16 protein-coding genes are annotated in these 16,489 nt (G+C 74.0%); 9 read left to right on the top strand and 7 right to left on the bottom strand.

What is annotated here, in order from left to right; translation table 11 throughout:
- Positions 1–15 precede the first annotated feature (15 nt).
- From ACTWP5_RS05875 to ACTWP5_RS05860, 4 genes are all read left to right on the top strand, one after another.
- On the top strand, positions 16–594 hold the full coding sequence (locus tag ACTWP5_RS05875) for a DinB family protein (protein ID WP_443219654.1): 579 nt from the start codon (positions 16–18) through the stop codon (positions 592–594).
- Positions 591–764 (top strand): hypothetical protein, encoded by a 174-nt coding sequence (locus ACTWP5_RS05870; protein WP_443219653.1) that lies wholly within the window; start codon positions 591–593, stop codon positions 762–764. Before ACTWP5_RS05875 ends, ACTWP5_RS05870 begins: the two co-directional genes overlap by 4 nt.
- Before the next feature lie 199 nt (positions 765–963).
- A complete protein-coding gene (locus ACTWP5_RS05865) occupies positions 964–1,743 on the top strand; it encodes an RNA polymerase sigma factor SigF (protein ID WP_443219652.1) in 780 nt (259 codons plus the stop codon).
- A gap of 219 nt (positions 1,744–1,962) precedes the next feature.
- Entirely contained in the window at positions 1,963–2,844 is an 882-nt protein-coding gene (locus ACTWP5_RS05860) for an RNA polymerase sigma factor SigF (RefSeq protein WP_443219651.1), read from the top strand.
- Positions 2,845–2,975: 131 nt separating this feature from the next.
- Here ACTWP5_RS05860 and ACTWP5_RS05855 read toward each other — a convergent pair whose 3' ends face one another.
- The 4 genes from ACTWP5_RS05855 to ACTWP5_RS05840 are packed head-to-tail and all read right to left on the bottom strand — an operon-like array spanning position 2,976 to position 5,065.
- A complete protein-coding gene (locus ACTWP5_RS05855) occupies positions 2,976–3,203 on the bottom strand; it encodes a hypothetical protein (protein WP_443219650.1) in 228 nt (75 codons plus the stop codon).
- A gap of 43 nt (positions 3,204–3,246) precedes the next feature.
- Entirely contained in the window at positions 3,247–4,032 is a 786-nt protein-coding gene (locus tag ACTWP5_RS05850; protein ID WP_443219649.1) for an anti-sigma factor family protein, read from the bottom strand.
- A complete protein-coding gene (locus tag ACTWP5_RS05845) occupies positions 4,029–4,544 on the bottom strand; it encodes a sigma-70 family RNA polymerase sigma factor (RefSeq protein ID WP_443219648.1) in 516 nt (171 codons plus the stop codon). The genes ACTWP5_RS05850 and ACTWP5_RS05845 overlap by 4 nt, the downstream gene beginning before the upstream one ends.
- Positions 4,541–5,065 (bottom strand): hypothetical protein, encoded by a 525-nt coding sequence (locus ACTWP5_RS05840; RefSeq protein WP_443219647.1) that lies wholly within the window; start codon positions 5,063–5,065, stop codon positions 4,541–4,543. The genes ACTWP5_RS05845 and ACTWP5_RS05840 overlap by 4 nt, the downstream gene beginning before the upstream one ends.
- A gap of 150 nt (positions 5,066–5,215) precedes the next feature.
- Here ACTWP5_RS05840 and ACTWP5_RS05835 point away from each other — a divergent pair, with 150 nt between their 5' ends.
- The 3 genes from ACTWP5_RS05835 (at position 5,216) to ACTWP5_RS05825 (ending at position 8,105) form a co-directional block, all read left to right on the top strand.
- The gene (locus ACTWP5_RS05835) at positions 5,216–5,698 is read left to right on the top strand and encodes a ubiquinol-cytochrome c reductase iron-sulfur subunit (protein ID WP_443219646.1); all 483 of its coding nucleotides are present in this window, start codon (positions 5,216–5,218) and stop codon (positions 5,696–5,698) included.
- A 119-nt stretch (positions 5,699–5,817) separates the two neighbouring features.
- On the top strand, positions 5,818–6,513 hold the full coding sequence (locus ACTWP5_RS05830) for a small secreted protein (RefSeq protein WP_443219645.1): 696 nt from the start codon (positions 5,818–5,820) through the stop codon (positions 6,511–6,513).
- Positions 6,510–8,105 (top strand): DUF7059 domain-containing protein, encoded by a 1,596-nt coding sequence (locus ACTWP5_RS05825; RefSeq protein ID WP_443219644.1) that lies wholly within the window; start codon positions 6,510–6,512, stop codon positions 8,103–8,105. Before ACTWP5_RS05830 ends, ACTWP5_RS05825 begins: the two co-directional genes overlap by 4 nt.
- A 19-nt stretch (positions 8,106–8,124) precedes the next feature.
- Here ACTWP5_RS05825 and ACTWP5_RS05820 read toward each other — a convergent pair whose 3' ends face one another.
- From ACTWP5_RS05820 to ACTWP5_RS05810, 3 genes are all read right to left on the bottom strand, one after another.
- The gene (locus ACTWP5_RS05820; RefSeq protein ID WP_443219643.1) at positions 8,125–8,547 is read right to left on the bottom strand and encodes a DUF2752 domain-containing protein; all 423 of its coding nucleotides are present in this window, start codon (positions 8,545–8,547) and stop codon (positions 8,125–8,127) included.
- A 134-nt stretch (positions 8,548–8,681) separates the two neighbouring features.
- Positions 8,682–9,101 (bottom strand): TM2 domain-containing protein, encoded by a 420-nt coding sequence (locus tag ACTWP5_RS05815; RefSeq protein WP_443219642.1) that lies wholly within the window; start codon positions 9,099–9,101, stop codon positions 8,682–8,684.
- Positions 9,102–9,315: 214 nt separating this feature from the next.
- Positions 9,316–9,783 carry a TM2 domain-containing protein gene (locus ACTWP5_RS05810; RefSeq protein ID WP_443219641.1) on the bottom strand — a complete coding sequence of 156 codons (468 nt, stop codon included), beginning with the start codon at positions 9,781–9,783 and terminating at the stop codon, positions 9,316–9,318.
- Positions 9,784–10,067: 284 nt separating this feature from the next.
- Here ACTWP5_RS05810 and topA point away from each other — a divergent pair, with 284 nt between their 5' ends.
- Both topA and tmk read left to right on the top strand, forming a co-directional pair.
- The gene (gene topA, locus ACTWP5_RS05805; RefSeq protein ID WP_443219640.1) at positions 10,068–13,037 is read left to right on the top strand and encodes a type I DNA topoisomerase; all 2,970 of its coding nucleotides are present in this window, start codon (positions 10,068–10,070) and stop codon (positions 13,035–13,037) included.
- Between the two features lie 194 nt (positions 13,038–13,231).
- Entirely contained in the window at positions 13,232–16,174 is a 2,943-nt protein-coding gene (gene tmk / locus ACTWP5_RS05800; RefSeq protein WP_443219639.1) for a dTMP kinase, read from the top strand.
- Positions 16,175–16,489 lie beyond the last annotated feature (315 nt).

The raw sequence follows: 16,489 nt of genomic DNA, 5'->3' as shown, positions 1-16,489 counted from the left end.
TCTAGGGTGGCGTCCATGAGCGATGTGGAGATCGTGTGGCGGGACGAGCTGCTGGAGCAGCTCGACGCGCACTGGCACAGGCAGCTCCGCCCACGCCTCGACGGCCTGACCGACGAGGAGTATCTGTGGGAGCCCGTGCCTGGCTGCTGGAGCGTGCGCCCCGACGGCACGGGCGGCTTCACGCGGGACGACATCCGCGAGGGGGAGCCCGAGCCGGAGCCGCAGCCGGTCACCACGATCGCCTGGCGGATGGGCCACCTCGTCACCGACATCCTGGGCGGGCGGGCCGCCCGGCACTTCGAGGGCCGGGCGCCGACACCCTGGGACGCCTTCCCGTACGCCGGGACGGCGAAGGGCGCGCTGGCCCAGCTCGACGAGGCGTACGAGCGGTGGGTGGCGGGGGTGCGGGGCCTGGGGGCGGCGGAGCTCGCCCGGCGGTGTGGCCCGTCCGAGCCGTACTTCGCGGACGCCCCGCTCGCCGCTCTCGTCCTCCACATCCATCGCGAGGTCATCCACCACGGCGCCGAGATATCCCTGCTGCGGGACCTGTACCCGTGGCGTCGCGTGGCGGGCCCCGAGGGGGAGGGGACGTGACCAACGTGGCGTACGCCCGGCGGGCCGCGCTCTACGTGCTGGCCGTCCTCCTGATCTACGCGGTCATCTCGTTCCCCGACCGGTCCACCGAGTTCGTCGGGCTCGGCTTCCGGGCGGTGTCGCTGGCGGCGGAGGGGCTGGGGGACCTGCTCGCCGACGCGGTCAGCTGAGGCGTTCGGCGGGACGGGTCCGAGGCGGGGCCCGAGGCGGGCGGCGGGGGCGGGCGGCCGACGCGTCGGGGGAGTGATCCCGCGAGTGATCGGGTGAGGTGTCGCCTCGGCGTCGGATGAAGCTTGCGCCTAACAGACAAGTCTTGTGATGCTATGACGGCTTTTGCACCAGTTTGGGCGCGAAAGGGGTGACGGGCAGGTGGCGGCGGAAGAGGGACGGGGCGTCGGGGCGCGTGCGCTCACCCAGGCGCTCTTCGAGCGGCTGGGGGCGCTGGAGCCGGGCACCGCCGAGCACGCCCGGGTCCGTGACGCGCTCGTCGAGGCGAACCTCCCCCTCGTGCGGTACGTCGCCCGAAGATTTCGCAGTCGCAACGAACCGATGGAGGACGTGGTCCAGGTCGGCACGATCGGTCTGATCCACGCCATCGACCGCTTCGACCCCGGGCGCGGCGTGCAGTTCCCCACCTTCGCCATGCCCACCATCGTCGGCGAGATCCGACGGTACTTCAGGGACAACGTGCGCAGCGTCCACGTCCCCCGGCGGCTCCACGAGCGCTGGGCGCAGGTGCGGGCCGCCAGCGAGGAGCTGACAGCGGCTCTGGGGCGGCAGCCCACCCTCGCGGAGATCGCCGAGCGCCTGCGGATCCCGGAGGAGGACGTCGCGGCCAGCGTCGAGGCCGGCAGGGCGTACCGGGTCTCCTCCCTCGACGCCGCCGCCGAACGCGAGGACGCGCCGGGCCTCGGCGAGCGGCTGGGGTACGAGGACCCGGGCCTGGTGGGCGTGGAGCACCGCGCCCTGGTGCGCCACCTCCTGGTGCAACTGCCCGAGCGGGAGCGGCGCATCCTGCTGCTGCGCTTCTACAGGAACCTGACGCAGTCGCAGATCAGCGCCGAGTTGGGGGTCTCGCAGATGCACGTCTCCCGGCTGCTCGCCCGCAGCGTCACCCGTCTGCGCTCCGGAAATTCGAGCGAAACCTAAGTCGAACGTGGGAACCATCTCCGGGAACTCCCACACCAACCGTGCCGTTTTATCGACAAGAAGCTACATCGTGTTGACGACCTGTGACATTCTGCCAGAACCGCGTTTGCCGCGGCGGCAGCTCCGGTATCCACGAGAGGGCGCCTCCTCTCGTGGGGGCTCACACGAGTCCACCCAGGGCGCGCCGTCGCGACCCGTCCACGACCTCAAGGGGGTGGCATGTCCGTAGAACTGGGCAGCTCCAAGGTGCTCACCGAACCCGGCACGCCGCACGTACCCGAGCAGCACACACCCGCGCTGCTCCCCGATGCTCCCGCTGCTCCCGCGGAGACCGACAACCTCGACACCCGCACGCTCTCCCGTTCCCTCTTCCAGCGGCTGGCCGCCCTCGACCCGGACAGCCCGGAGCGGGGGTACGTCAGGGACACCCTGATCGAGCTGAACCTTCCGCTCGTGCGGTACGCGGCGGCCAGGTTCCGCAGCCGGAACGAGCCCATGGAGGACATCGTCCAGGTCGGCACGATCGGCCTCATCAAGGCCATCGATCGTTTCGACTGCGAACGAGGCGTTGAGTTCCCGACGTTCGCCATGCCGACCGTGGTCGGCGAGATCAAGCGCTTCTTCCGCGACACCTCGTGGTCGGTGCGCGTGCCGCGTCGCCTCCAGGAGCTGCGGCTGGCCCTCACCAAGGCGAGCGACGAGCTCTCCCAGCGGCTCGACCGTTCCCCCACGGTGGCCGAGCTCGCGACGGCCCTCGGCGTCTCGGAGGAGGAGGTCGTCGACGGTCTCGCGGTGGGAAACGCCTACACGGCCAGCTCCCTCGACTCCCCCTCACCGGAGGAGGACGGCGGCGAGGGCTCCCTGGCCGACCGCCTCGGGTACGAGGACACCGCGCTGGAGGGCGTGGAGTACCGGGAGTCGCTCAAGCCCCTGCTGGCGCGGCTGCCCGCCCGCGAGCGGCGCATCATCATGCTCAGGTTCTTCGGAAACATGACCCAGTCCCAGATCGGCGAGGAGGTCGGCATCTCCCAGATGCACGTCTCCCGCCTGCTCACCCGCACCCTCGCGCAGCTGCGCGACGGTCTCACGGCAGAGGAGTGACGCGGCCCCCTCGGCCAGCCGGTCCAGTCGACCTCACCGACGGGTTGCGCCCGTCAGAGCAGGCTGGCACTGGCCGAGGGGCGTGGAAGAACCCCGGGTGAGTCCGTACGCGGCGGGCCGGCGGCGAGGCGTCAGCCAAGCGCCAGCACGGCCACGGCGGCCAGCCCGGCGACCACCAGGACGGCGGCCAGGGTCAGGGCGATCCTCTTTCCCGAGCCGGAGTTCGTCCGAGGCGCTCCCGAGGGCGGGGCGCCCTCTCCGCCATGGACGAACGCCTGGAACATCTGCGTGCTGCCCGCGGGGTCCGGCTCCTGCGGCTGGTGCGGCTGCTGCTGTGGGTGGGGGTGGTTGTACGCCATGCCGCTCGACCCTAGCGGACCGGTCCGGTCGGTGGGGCAGGGGTCAGCGCCGCTCCGTGAGATCCACCCGAAGCACCGCGTAGCCGCTGGTGGAACGCACCTCCAGCGTCCCGATGTCGTCGCGCCGCAGCGCCGTGCCCAGACTCATCGACACGGTGACGTCCGGCACCGCGACCCAGCGCGACAGCTCCCGTTCCCTCCCGTCCGGCGTGATCGCCACCAGCACGTACTCGTTGGACCGCTCCCAGCCGTAGCGGCAGTCCATGTCGACCCGCGTGCCCCAGTCGGTGTCCGCCAGCGCCACGTTGGCCTCCACGGGGTAGTCCACCAGCGGGGTCATCGCGATCGCGGCCGGCCGCTGACCGCCGCCGCCGTCACCGCTGCCGTCACCGCCTCCACCGTCGCCGCCGGGCAGCACGAGCACCGCCAGCAGCGCCGCGCACGCCGCGAGCGCCAGCCCCAGGGCCGCCGGCAGCAGTCGGCGACGCCACGCGGAGCGGCGCCGTTCCGCCGCCACCCGCCGCAGCAGGGCGGGCAGCATCCCCTCGGGCGTCTCCCCGGGCCGCCGCACGGCCGGCTCCGCCCGGCCCGCCAGGACCGCGTCCCGGTCCGTGTGCTCCCCGTCCGCGCTGGTCGCCCACTCCGTGAGCCCCGGCACGGTCGCCCCCGCCTGCCCCAGCAGGCCCGGCAACCCGGCCAGCTCCCGCACCGAGCGCGCGCACTCCGCGCACTCCGCCAGGTGGGCCTCGTACGCCGCCCGTTCCCGTGGCGAGAGCGCGCCCAGCACGTACGCCGCGTCGTGTCTCGCGAACGCGTCCGGCTCGTTCATCGCGTGACGCCCTTCTCTTCCAGCACCAGGCGCAACGAACGGAGTGCGTAGTGCGTGCGGGACTTGACGGTGCCCTCGGCCACCCCGAGCCGGGCGGCGGCCTCGGCGACCGAGAGCCCGTGGAAGTAACAGAGGGTGAGGACCTCACGGTGGCGCGGGGAGAGTTCGGCGAGCGCGTCCGCCACCAGCCAGCCCTGGACCGCGCGTTCGATCTCGTCGGGCGCGACCAGTTCGGGCGGCTGGTCCGTGGTGATCTCCGAACGCGCCGCCGCGGAGCGCCAGCCGTCGATGACGATGCGGCGGGCGACCGTGAAGAGCCAGGAGCGGGCCGAGCGCGTGGACTGGTCGAGCACGCCCGGGTGGCGCCAGGCGCGCAGGAGCGTCTCCTGGGCGACGTCCTCGGCGCGCGCCCGGTCCCCACCCGTGAGGCGCAGGGCGAACGACCACAGCGCGGCGGCGTGCTCGTCGTGCAGCGCCCGCATCAGCTGGTCCTCCGCCGGGCCATCGCTCATGCCGCCTGTCCCTGCCCCTGTCCCCGCTCCTGCCGCTGTTCCTGCCCCTGTCCCCGCTCCTGATGCTGCCACCGGCGCCGTTCCCGTGCCTGGCGCGCGTCCGGCCGCCCCTCGCGGTGCCGCTGCGGCCGTGCCTCCCGCCATCGGAGGAGGAGCAGCACAGCTCCGAGGACGACGCAGCCGGCCTCGGTCACCACGCCCCAGACCTCCTCCTCCGTCCTGAACTGCTCCCTGATGCCGAAGAACCCGACCGTCAGCGAGAGGAGGTACCCGCCGAGGGTCGCGGCGCCGAAGCCGACGGCGGCCGCCTCGGGCAGCCAGTGGGAGTGCCAGCCGAGCACGGCGAGCGCGATGACGGGCCCGGCCACGTAGTTGACGACGAAGAGCGGGCCGACCACGTCGTCGAAGCGGGCCCAGTCCCGCCAGACGACCCAGTGCACCCAGGCCGAGCCCAGCAGGCCCAGCACCACCAGTAAGCGCAACGTCCAGCGGAACGTCCAGTGCGACGTCAGTCCGGTCATGCCCTCCACACGACGGCGGCGGGCGGGTGGTTCAAATTGAAATGAGCCACCCGGATGAACTCGGGCAGCGGCTGTCTCGTTGGGACAGTCATGACAGCCACTCCACGTAGGACGACAGCACGCCGGACCACCTCCCCCACCCGGCGGACCGTGCTCGCCACCACCGCGGGCGCGGCCGGCGCCCTCGCGCTGACCGCGTGCGGCAGCGAGGAGGACGACGGCGGCACCGAGGGCTCGGGCGAAACGGGCGGTGCCGGTGACGAGACCAGCGAGTCACCGGGCGGCGACGGTGCCGACGGCGGCAACGGCGGAGACGGCGGCGGAGACGGCGGGGCGGCCGGCGCGATCGCCGGCCTCGACGAGGTGCCCGTCGGCGAGGCGGCCGGCCCGTTCGAGACACCCGACGGCGAACAGGCGATGCTCTTCCGCCCCGACGAGACCACCGTCGCCTGCTTCAGCGCGATCTGCACCCACCAGGGCTGCCCGGTCCAGCCCGACGGTGAGCGGTTCCACTGCCCCTGCCACCAGTCGGTCTTCGACGCGGCCACCGGCGAGGTCCTCGACGGCCCCGCGCCGGTGCCGTTGCCAGCCATTCCCGCGCGGATCGAGGGAGACCAGATCGTCGCTGGTTGAGCCGTCGTCCTCACGGTCGAACACTCGAATATTCGGCCGACAGGCGCCCGGATCACTCGGACGACGGAGGGCCGGCCGTGTAAGTTCCCGCCGTAGCGGTACGAAAGGACGGGACACGGGTGAAGACGAAGCTCTCGGTGGCGTCGGTGGGTTGCGGGGTGCTGCTCGCGCTCACGGCGTGCGGCGGCGGGGACGACGGCGGCGAGGAGCGGGAGGCGTGGGCCCGTGAGATCTGTGCCCAGCTCCAGCCCCAGGTCGAACGGATCCAGTCGGCCAGCGCGGCGATCACAGAGGTGAGCGAGGGCGACGCGCCGCCCAGGGAGATCAAGGAGACCGACTCCACGGCCTTCCAGGAGATCTCCGAGGCGTACGGTGCCCTCGCCACCGTGGTCCAGCGCGCCGGCGACCCGCCGGTGGAGAACGGCCCCGCGCTGCGGCGGGACGCCGTCGAGGAGCTGAACGGCATCTCGGACTCCTACGCCGAGCTGAAGGACACCATGGACGGCCTGGAGACCTCCGACCGGGCCGCGTTCGCCGAGGGGCTCAGCGGCATCGCCGAGCAGCTCGGCGACCTCAGCGAGAGCGGCAACGACGCGCTCACCGCGCTGGAGGAGGGCGAGCTGGGCGAGGCCATGGCCGAGCAGCGCGGCTGCCAGTCGCCGCCCGCCCAGCCCGGGGGAGGCGACAGCGGGAACGGGGGCGACGACGGGGGCGACGGCGGCGATTCCGGCCCTGACCCCGAGGCCGAACCGTCCGGGAACGGCGGCGGCGACGGTGACAGCGGCGGCGACGGTAACGGGGACGGGCAGGAGTGACCCTCACCGCACCGCCGACCCCGGGCCCCGGCACCGCGCGCCTGCGCGAGACCCTGGCGTCCGCCGACTTCACCGCCGACGGCCTGCTGGAGCTCCTCGGCGCGCCCGCGTACGCCGCACTCGCCCGAGGCGAGGCCGTCCCCGCCCTGCGGGCCACCCGTGAGGCGGCGGCGGACGGCGGCGCGTTGCCCGTGCTCGTGCGCCTCTTCCTGCTTCAACGCGCCGTGCGGCTCGACGTGGCGCGCAAGGTGCTGCCGCAGGAGGCCTTCGACGACGGCTGGCTCGTGCCGCACCGCGACGGGAACGGCGACGACACGGTCCGCGCCCGCGTGGACATCCGCCCGTACGCGGGCGAGGGCGGCCAGGACTGGTGGATCGTCTCCGACCCCGGCCGCGCCCTCCCGAGCAGCACCGGCCCCACCGACGCCTCGACCGACGCCCCGACCGAGGCGACGGACGCGACGGACGCGAGGGACGTCGTGCTCGGCGTGGGCGGCGCCTCCACGACCCTGGCCCAGCTCACCGTCCGCCACCCCGTCGGCCGCGCCCTCGACCTCGGCACAGGCTCCGGCATCCAGGCCCTCCACGCGGCCCAGCACGCCGGCCACGTCACCGCCACCGACGTCAACCCCCGCGCCCTGCGCATGGCAGCCCTCACCCTCGCCCTCTCCGGCGCGCCCCCGGCGGAGCTGCGCCAGGGCTCGCTCTACGAGCCGCTGCGCGACGCGGAGCCGTTCGACCTGATCGTGGCCAACCCGCCCTTCGTGATCTCGCCCAGCACCACGCCCGAGGCGCAGCGCCTCACCTACCGCGACGCGGGCCTCGGCGGCGACGCGTTCTGCCGCGCCCTCGTCGCCGGCGCCGCCGACCACCTCGCCGACGGCGGCTACTGCCACCTGCTGGCCAACTGGGAGGAGCCCGAGGGCGAGGACTGGCGCGAACGGCTGGCGTCCTGGGTGCCGCCCGGCTGCGACGCGTGGATCATCCGCCGCGAGGAGCAGGACGTCACGGAGTACACGGAGCTGTGGCTGCGTGACGCGGGTGTACCACGCCTCGGACGTCAGGCGTACGAGAAGCGCTACGACGAATGGCTCGCGGACTTCGCCACCCGGCGCGTCCGCGCCGTGGGCCTGGGCTGGATCACGCTGCGGCGCACGGGTGGCTCGGGCGGCACGGGCACGGCGTCCGTCACCGTCGAGGACTGGCCCCACGCCGTCGAGCAGCCCCTGGGAGACACGATCCGCGACCACTTCGCCCGGCAGCTCGTCCTGCGGGGACGCGCCGGCACCGACGAGGGGCTGCTCGCGAGCCGCCTCGTGGTGGCCGACGGGGTGGTGCAGGAACAGCTCGGGGAGCCGGGCGCGGAGGACCCGGAGCACCTGGTGCTGCGGCAGCGGCACGGCCTGATGCGGGCCCGCGCCGTCGACACCGCGAGCGCCGGGCTGGTGGGCGCCTGCGACGGCACGCTGCCGGCGGGGGCGATCGTCGACGCCATCGCCGATCTCCTCGGCCAGGAGGCCGACGCGCTGCGGCAACGGCTCGCCCCCGAGATCCGCTCCCTCGTCGAGCAGGGCTTCCTCGTCCCCGCCTGAGGGCAGTGCGGGAGCGCCGCTACCCCACGGCGTTGCGCAGCAGCACCCACGCCACCGCGACGGCGAGGATCGCGGCGACCGCCGGCCGGCGGAAACGCGGCCGGTACCGTCGCCCGCGCAGCCCCTCGGAGAGCCAGCGCCCGCCCAGCCATGCGGCCAGCGGCACGCCGAGCAGCAGCAGGACGGCGTTGTCGTGGAAGGCGGCGACGAGGTCGCCGTGCATCGCGTCGTACGTCATGCGCGTGCCGCCGCAGGCCGGGCAGAGCAGCCCCGTGGCCCAGTGGAACGGGCAGGGCGGCAGCAGCTGCCCGTCCTCGTGCGGGTTGGTCCGCCACAGGTACGCGGCGCCCGCGAGGCCGGCGCCGAGGGTGGCGAGCGGCGCCACCGAGGGGTGTGCCAGCCAGGCCGTGCGGGACCGCCCGGGTGTTCCGGCGACCGTCATGCGCCGCCACCTCCGTTCGCCGTCACGCCCGAATCCGTCACGCCCGGGTCAGCGGCGTCCGCGTCCGTCGGGTCCGTTTCCGTCGGGTCCGCGTCCGTCGTGCCCGGGTCCGTCCTGCCTGCGCCCATTGTGGCTCAGCCTCGCAGCGGGCGGCCGTGCGGATCGGTGCTGTCGGTCGCGAGCAGGATGATGCCGTCGATGAGCGCCCAGACGCCGCAGCCGCCGCAGGTCAGCAGCTGGGCGACGGCGATGCCGGTGTGGCCCGTGTAGAAGCGGCCGACGCCGAAGTAGCCGACGGTGAGCTGGAGGAGTCCGGCCGCGATCTTGGACTTGTCCGAGTACGGGCGCCCGTAGGGGTCGTAGCCGTGGGGCGCGGGGTACGGACCGTGGCCCGGATACCCGCCGTAGCCGTAGCCGTAGCCGTAGCCGTAGTCGTGGCCATGGCTGTACCCGTAGCCGTAGCCATGGCCGTAGCCCCCGGGCGGTGGCGGCGGGGGTCCGTAGGACCCGGGCGGCCCGTCCTGGAAGGGAGAGGAGTTGCTGGGATCCGCCATGGTCCCCCCGTGAGCGGAGTGCGGTGCCGGGATCGGCTGGAATCAGCCGAGATCGGTAAGAATCGGCCAAGGTGGCGCGCGACCGCCCGAGGCGGGAGGCGCTCGGCCGACGGCCGAGAGCACGCGACGGACGCGGCCCGGGGTGGTGCGGCCCGCCGTCAGGCCGCTTCGTGCCAGCCTGCCGGCGTACCGGTCACCCCGGGACCCGCGTGCGTCAGCTGCGCAGCGGGAGACCCTGCGCGTCGGTGCGGTCGTCCTTGACCAGGAAGAGAATGCCGTCGATGAGCGCCCAGATGCCCAGGCCACCGCAGGTCAGCAGCTGGGCGATGGCCATGCCCGTGTGACCGGTGTAGAACCGGCCGGCGCCCAGGCCACCCACCAGGAGCTGCAACACACCGGCGATGATCTTCGACTTGCGGGAGTACGGGCGTCCGTCCGGCGCGTAGCCGTAGGGCGCGTTCGGGTCGCCGCCGTACATCGGGCCGCCGGGAACGGGCGCGCCGGGGTAGGGCTGGCTCTGCTGCGGGTATCCGCCCGGGGCGCCGGGCGGGGCACCCGGGGCTCCGGCGGGCGGGCCAGGGTAGCCGTATCCGGGCTGGCCGGCGGCGGGCGGCGGACCGTAGGGGCCGGGCGCGCCCGGCTGTCCCTGCGGCGGCTGCTGGTACGGGTTGGAATCTGACATCTTCCCCCCTTGTTTTGATGAGCGGTGGGTTGTGACTGCTTCTGGTGTTCGTCGGACGGAGCGATGAACGCCGTCGTCGCGACATCCTGCCAGAGCTTCGGTCGGCGAGAGCATGGGCTTCGGGTTACGGTTCCCTCGGTCCCCGTGAGCATTCCCGTTTGACACGGAGCCGGGAGGAGCCGTCACACTCCGCACCAGGGACCGGTGCGCGAGGGCTCCGACCCACCATCGCTCCAGCAGACCGCAGGACGATCGGACCACCGGAGAGAGAAGAGCGAGAAGAAGTGTCGCCGACCAGCGAGACCGCGCACGGCGGACGCCGACTCGTGATCGTCGAGTCGCCCGCCAAGGCGAAGACGATCAAGAGCTACCTCGGCCCCGGCTACGTGGTCGAGGCCAGCGTCGGTCACATCCGCGACCTCCCCAACGGCGCGGCCGAGGTCCCGGCGAAGTACAAGGGCCAGCCCTGGGCACGTCTCGGCGTCAACGTCGACGAGGGCTTCCAGCCGCTGTACGTCGTCAACAGCGACAAGAAGGATCAGGTCAGGAAGCTGAAGGAGCTGCTGGCCGACTCCGACGAGCTCTATCTCGCCACGGACGAGGACCGCGAGGGCGAGGCCATCGCCTGGCACCTCAAGGAGGTGCTCAAGCCCAAGGTCCCCGTCCGCCGCATGGTCTTCCACGAGATCACCCGCGAGGCCATCCGCGAGGCGGTCAACAACCCCCGCGAGCTGAACCAGCTCCTCGTCGACGCCCAGGAGACCCGCCGCATCCTCGACCGGCTCTACGGCTACGAGGTCTCCCCCGTGCTGTGGAAGAAGGTCATGCCGCGGCTGTCCGCCGGCCGCGTGCAGTCCGTCGCGACGCGGCTGGTCGTGGAGCGGGAGCGGGAGCGCATCGCGTTCCGCTCCGCCGAGTACTGGGACCTGACCGCCACCTTCGCCACCCTGCCCGAGGGCCCCGACAGCGGCGCGTTCGACGCCCGCCTGGCCTCGGTCGACGGGCGGCGCGTCGCGCAGGGTCGCGACTTCGGGCCCGACGGGCAGCTGAGGAACCCCGGCCAGGTCGAGCACCTCGGCGAGGAGGCGGCCCGCGCCCTGGCCGCCGCCCTGACGGACACCGCGTTCGCCGTCCGCTCGGTCGAGTCCAAGCCGTACCGCCGCTCCCCGTACGCGCCCTTCCGCACCACGACGCTCCAGCAGGAGGCGTCGCGCAAGCTCGGCATGGGCGCCAAGGTCACCATGCAGGTGGCGCAGCGGCTGTACGAGAACGGCTTCATCACCTACATGAGGACCGACTCCACCACCCTGTCGAACACCGCCGTCGCCGCCGCCCGCGCCCAGGTCACCCAGCTCTACGGCGCCGACTACCTGCCCGACCAGCCCCGCACCTACGCGAGCAGGGTGAAGAACGCGCAGGAGGCGCACGAGGCGATCCGCCCCTCCGGCGACCGCTTCCGCACCCCGGCCGAGACCGGCCTCACCGGCGAGCAGTTCCGCCTGTACGAGCTGATCTGGAAGCGGACCGTCGCCTCCCAGATGAAGGACGCGGTCGGCCAGTCCGTCGCCGTGCGGGTCGGGGGTGTGAGCTCCGACGGGCGCGACTGCGAGTTCAGCGCCACCGGCAAGGTCATCACGTTCCACGGCTTCCTCAAGGCGTACGTGGAGAGCGTCGACGAGCCGGGCGCCGAGCTCGACGACCGGGAGCGGCGGCTGCCGCCGGTCTCCGAGGGCGACCCGCTCGCCTCGCGCGACCTCGCCGCCGACGGGCACGCCACCAAGCCACCCGCCCGGTACACCGAGGCCACGCTCGTCAAGGAGCTGGAGGAGCGGGAGATCGGCCGGCCGTCGACGTACGCGACGATCATCGGCACGATCCTCGACCGCGGCTACGTCTTCAAGAAGGGCACCGCGCTCGTCCCCTCCTTCCTCTCCTTCGCCGTCATCAACCTGCTGGAACAGCACTTCGGGCGGCTGGTGGACTACGACTTCACCGCGCGGATGGAGGACGACCTCGACCGCATCGCCACCGGGGACGCGCAGGCCGTGCCGTGGCTGCGCCGCTTCTACTTCGGCGACGGCGAGGACGAGGACGGCGACCACCTCGCGGGCCTGAAGGACCTGGTCACCGACCTGGGCGCCATCGACGCCCGCGAGATCTCGTCGTTCCCGGTCGGCGAGGGCATCGTGCTGCGCGTGGGCCGGTACGGGCCCTACGTGGAGGGGCCGGCCGAGCCGTCCGGCGAGGCGGGCGAGAGCAAGCGGGCCGGAGCGGCCGGGAAGACCGGCGAGGCGGGCGAGACCGGGAAGGCCGGGGAGGCGGGCGAGACCGGCGCGGCGGGCGAGAGCAAGCGGGCCGACGTGCCGGGTGACCTGCCGCCGGACGAGCTCACGGTCGAGCTGGCCAGGGAGCTGCTGGCCAAGCCCACCGGCGACATCGCGCTGGGCACCGACCCCGACACCGGTCACACGATCGTCGCCCGCGACGGGCGGTACGGCCCCTACGTCACCGAGGTGCTGCCGGAGCCGGAGGCGGAGGCGGGCGGCGGCGCGAGGAAGCGGACGAAGTCCGCCGCGCCGAAGCCGCGCACGGCGTCCCTGCTGCGCTCGATGTCGCTGGACACCGTCACCCTCGAGGACGCGCTGCGGCTGCTGTCGCTGCCGCGCGTCGTCGGCACCGACCCCGCCTCGGGCGAGGAGATCACCGCGCAGAACGGGCGGTACGGCCCGTACCTGAAGAAGGGCACCGACTCGCGCTCGCTGGAGAGCGAGGAACAGCTCTTCACCGTCACGCTGGAGCAGGCGCTGGCGCTCTACGCCCAGCCGAAGACGCGGGGCAGGGCGGCGGCCAAGCCGCCGTTGAAGGAGCTGGGCGAGGACCCGACCAGCGGCAGGCCCGTCGTCGTCAAGGACGGCCGCTTCGGCCCGTACGTCACGGACGGCGAGGTCAACGCGACGCTGCGGCGTGACGACGACCCGGAGACGATCACCTCCGAGCGGGCCTTCGAGCTGCTGGCCGAGAAGCGCGCCAAGGGCCCGGCGAAGAAGACGGCCAAGAAGGCGGCGAAGAAGGCGCCGGCCAAGAAGACCGCGGCCAAGAAGACCACGGCGAAGACGGCGGCCAAGAAGTCCACGACCAAGACCACGGCCAAGAAGTCCGCCACGAAGACGGCCACCAAGACCGCCACGAAGAAGTCGACCTCCTCGAAGAGCGCCTCGAACGGCCCGGCGAAGAAGACGACGTCCAGGAAGTAGGCGCAGGTCGGCGGGGCGGTGGCGCGGGCCGGCGGCCTTCGTACCCCGACGAACGCCCGGCGGCGGAGCGGACCGTCCGTTCGCTCCGGTGACCACCTCGGCCGGGCGGCACACGGGCCCGCGTCGGCGTGTCCACGCCGACGGCACCTCGGGTGGGTCGCCGCGCTGTCGGACGCGAACGTTACGCTGGCCCCGTGACGCGAACAGAGCAACCCAAGGTCGTTGACCCCGCGGGCGGCGCCACCGACGAGGCCCTCGCCGCGGACTCCCGCGTGCGCGCCCGCCGGGCGCTTCTCCAGGTCCCCGAGCTGCGGCGGCTCTGGGAGGCCCAGTTCACCAGCGGCGTCGGGGACATCCTCGCCAGCCTGGTGCTGATCCTCCTCGCCGTGCAGGCGGCACTCCACGTCCAGCCCGACGGCGACCAGCTCTTCGGCGGCGAGTACCGGGGCGTGGCCCTGGCCGTCACGGTCGCCATAGCCGTCAGGCTGCTGGCCACGCTGCTCGCCGGCGCCGTGCTGCTCGGCCCGATCACCGGACTGCTCGCGCCCTCCGGGCCGTTGGACCGCCGCTGGACGATGATCGGCGCCGACGCGGTGCGCGCGGCGCTCATGATCGTCGCCCCGCTGTGGATCGACTGGGTCCCCGAAAGCGCGTACGTATACCTGCTGCTCACCATGGCGCTCACGGGCGTCGCGGACCGGGTGTGGGTCGCCGCGCGGGACAGCGTCGCGCCCGCGCTGCTGCCCCCGCCGCCGCCCGAGGGCGCCGCGGTCCGGCCGCTGCCCGACCACCACGAGGCACTGCGCCGCCTGTGGCAGCGCGGCGCCTTCCTGGTGGTGCCCGCCGCCGCGGCCGCGCTCGTCGGCGCCACGCTGGTGAGCAACCTGCTGGCCACGGGCCTGGACTGGTTCGGCGAGCACCGCGCCGCGTTCGCCTCGTACGTCGCCGCCGGCTGCTTCGCCGCCGCCATCTCCGTGCTGTACGCCGTCAAGCTGCCGTCCACGGAGTCCCGCCGCCCCGTGTCGCCGCTGGAGGGCCTGCGCCGCCCCGCCGCCGGCACCGCGCCCGAGAAGGGCCGCACCGGCGCCATCTCCGCGCTGGTGCTGGGCTGCGTGGCGGTGGCCGCCGGGATCGCCGCCGCGGCGGCCGTCGCCGTGCTGCACGCGGGCGACCTCGGCGGCGGGCCGGTCACGTTCGGGCTGCTGCTGCTGGGCCTGACCGGCGGCGTGGCCCTCGGCGTCCGGCTGGCGCCACGCGTGCTGCCCGCGCTGTCGCGGCGGCGGCTGTTCGCGTTGGCCATCGCGCTGACGGGCCTGGGGATCTTCGGCGTCGGCCTCGTCTCCGACGCGGCCACCGTGCAGCTGACCGCGCTGGCCACGGGCGTCGTCGCCGGCGTCGCCTCGCACACCGGGCACGTGCTGCTGGACCAGGAGACCGAGGAGTTCCGCAGGCCCCGGCTCACCCAGCACCTGCACGCCCTCGTGCGGGTCGCCGTCGCCCTCGCGGTCGTCGTGGCACCGCTGGCCGCCGCGTTGATCGGCCCGCACCGCGTCGAGCGCGGGGACTTCACGATCCATCACGGCGGTGCCGGCTTCACCCTCATGATCACCGGAGCGCTGCTGCTGCCCGTCGCCGCGTACGTCCTCGGCCGCACCGACGACCGCCGCGGCGTGCCGCTGCGGCAGGACCTCACGGAGGCGGTGCGCGCCGACGAGCCCGCCCTCGCGCCGAGCGCGTCGGGCTTCTTCATCGTCGTCGAGGGCGGCGACGGCGCCGGCAAGACCACGCAGGTCGAGGCGTTGGCCGAGTGGATCCGCGGCAAGGGCCACGAGGTGGTCGTCACCCGCGAGCCCGGCGCCACGCCCATCGGCCAGCGGCTGCGCGCCATACTCCTGGACGTGGCCAACGGCGGCCTCGACCACCACGCCGAGGCGCTGCTCTACGCGGCCGACCGCGCCGAGCACGTCCACTCCGTCATCCGGCCCGCCCTGGAGCGCGGCGCCGTCGTCATCTCCGACCGGTACACCGACTCCTCCGTGGCGTACCAGGGCGCCGGCCGCGAGCTGTCGGCCGTCGAGGTGGCGCGCATCTCGCGGTGGGCCACGGGCGGCCTCGTACCGCACCTGACCGTGCTGCTCGACGTCTCGCCCGAGACGGCGCGGGAGCGCTTCACGGAGGCGCCGGACCGGCTGGAGTCGGAGCCGAGCGAGTTCCACCAGCGGGTGCGCGCCGGCTTCCTGGCGCTGGCCGCCGCCGACCCCTCCCGTTACCTCGTGATCGACGCCGGCCAGGACACCGAGTCCGTCACCACCGCCGCCCGGCACCGCCTGGACCAGATGCTGCCGCTCTCCGAGGCCGAACTGGCCGCCAGGGAGGAGGCGCGGAAGCGGGCCGAGGAGGAGGCCAGGCGCCGCGCCGAGGAGGAGCGTAAGCGCCGCGAGGAGGAGGAGCGCCTCGAACGCGAGCGCCAGGCCGAGCTGGCGCGGCTGCGCGCGGAGGAAGAGGAGCGCAGGCGCGCCGAGGAGGAGGAGCGCCGCCGCGTCGAGGAGGCCCGCCGCGCCGAGGAGGCACGGCTGCGCGCGGAGGACGCGAGGCGCCGCGCCGAGGCGGAGCGGCAGCGTCGCGAGGCCGAGGAGCGCAGGCGGCGCGAGGAGCAGATCGCGGCCGACCGGCGGCGCCGGGAGGAGGCGCGGCTGCGCGAGGAGGCCGAGGAGCGGCGGCGCGAGAAGCAGCGGCTGGCCGAGGAGGCGCTGCTGCGGGCCGAACAGGCGCGGGTCGCGGACATCCCCGACCACACCGAGACGGTGCAGCTGCCCAAGGTCGGACCGGAGGACGGGCCCGCGGGCGGGCCGGCCGCCGACGAGACCACGGAGCTGCCGCTGGCGCGGCCGGCGCAGGGCTCGGACGAGGTGGGGGAGACCAGGCCACTGCCGCGCATCGAGGACGACCGGGGCGACGTCGGCGGGGGAGACTCCGGCAGCCGGCGGCGGCGCGACTGGGCCGAGGAGACGCCGCTGGACGACGTGCCGACCCTCGCCGACGAGCTGCTGGGCCCGCGGGACGACGACGGGTACGCCGAGGGCGACGACGGCGGCGAGGGCCGCCGGGGGCGCGGGGGACGCGGCGGACGCCGTTGAGTGGCCACCGTTGAGCGCGGGCCGTTGCCGGGTGTCGTCGAGCGGGACGCCCGACGGGGGCCGTTGAGCCGGGACCGCACCGACCAGGTCGGTGCGGTCCTTCCGTTCCACGCCGTCCCGTGTCGCGCCCCGCCGCTCCGTGCGCTGCCATCCCGCTCCCGCTCCCGCTCCCGCTGCCGTCCCGTTCCCGCTCCTGTGCCCGTGCTCGTCCGGCCCTCCGCGCCGTTGTCAGTGCCGTGCCCCACAATGGGCACGGCTGCCCGGTCGCGGCAGCCGGGCAACGCGAAGGCGCCGGGCGCCGGCCGGCGCCGCGCG

Source organism: Streptomyces sp. 4N509B, from assembly GCF_052245655.1.
Classification (GTDB): Bacteria; Actinomycetota; Actinomycetes; order Streptomycetales; family Streptomycetaceae; genus Streptomyces.
This window is presented reverse-complemented; position numbering and strand designations above follow the sequence as displayed.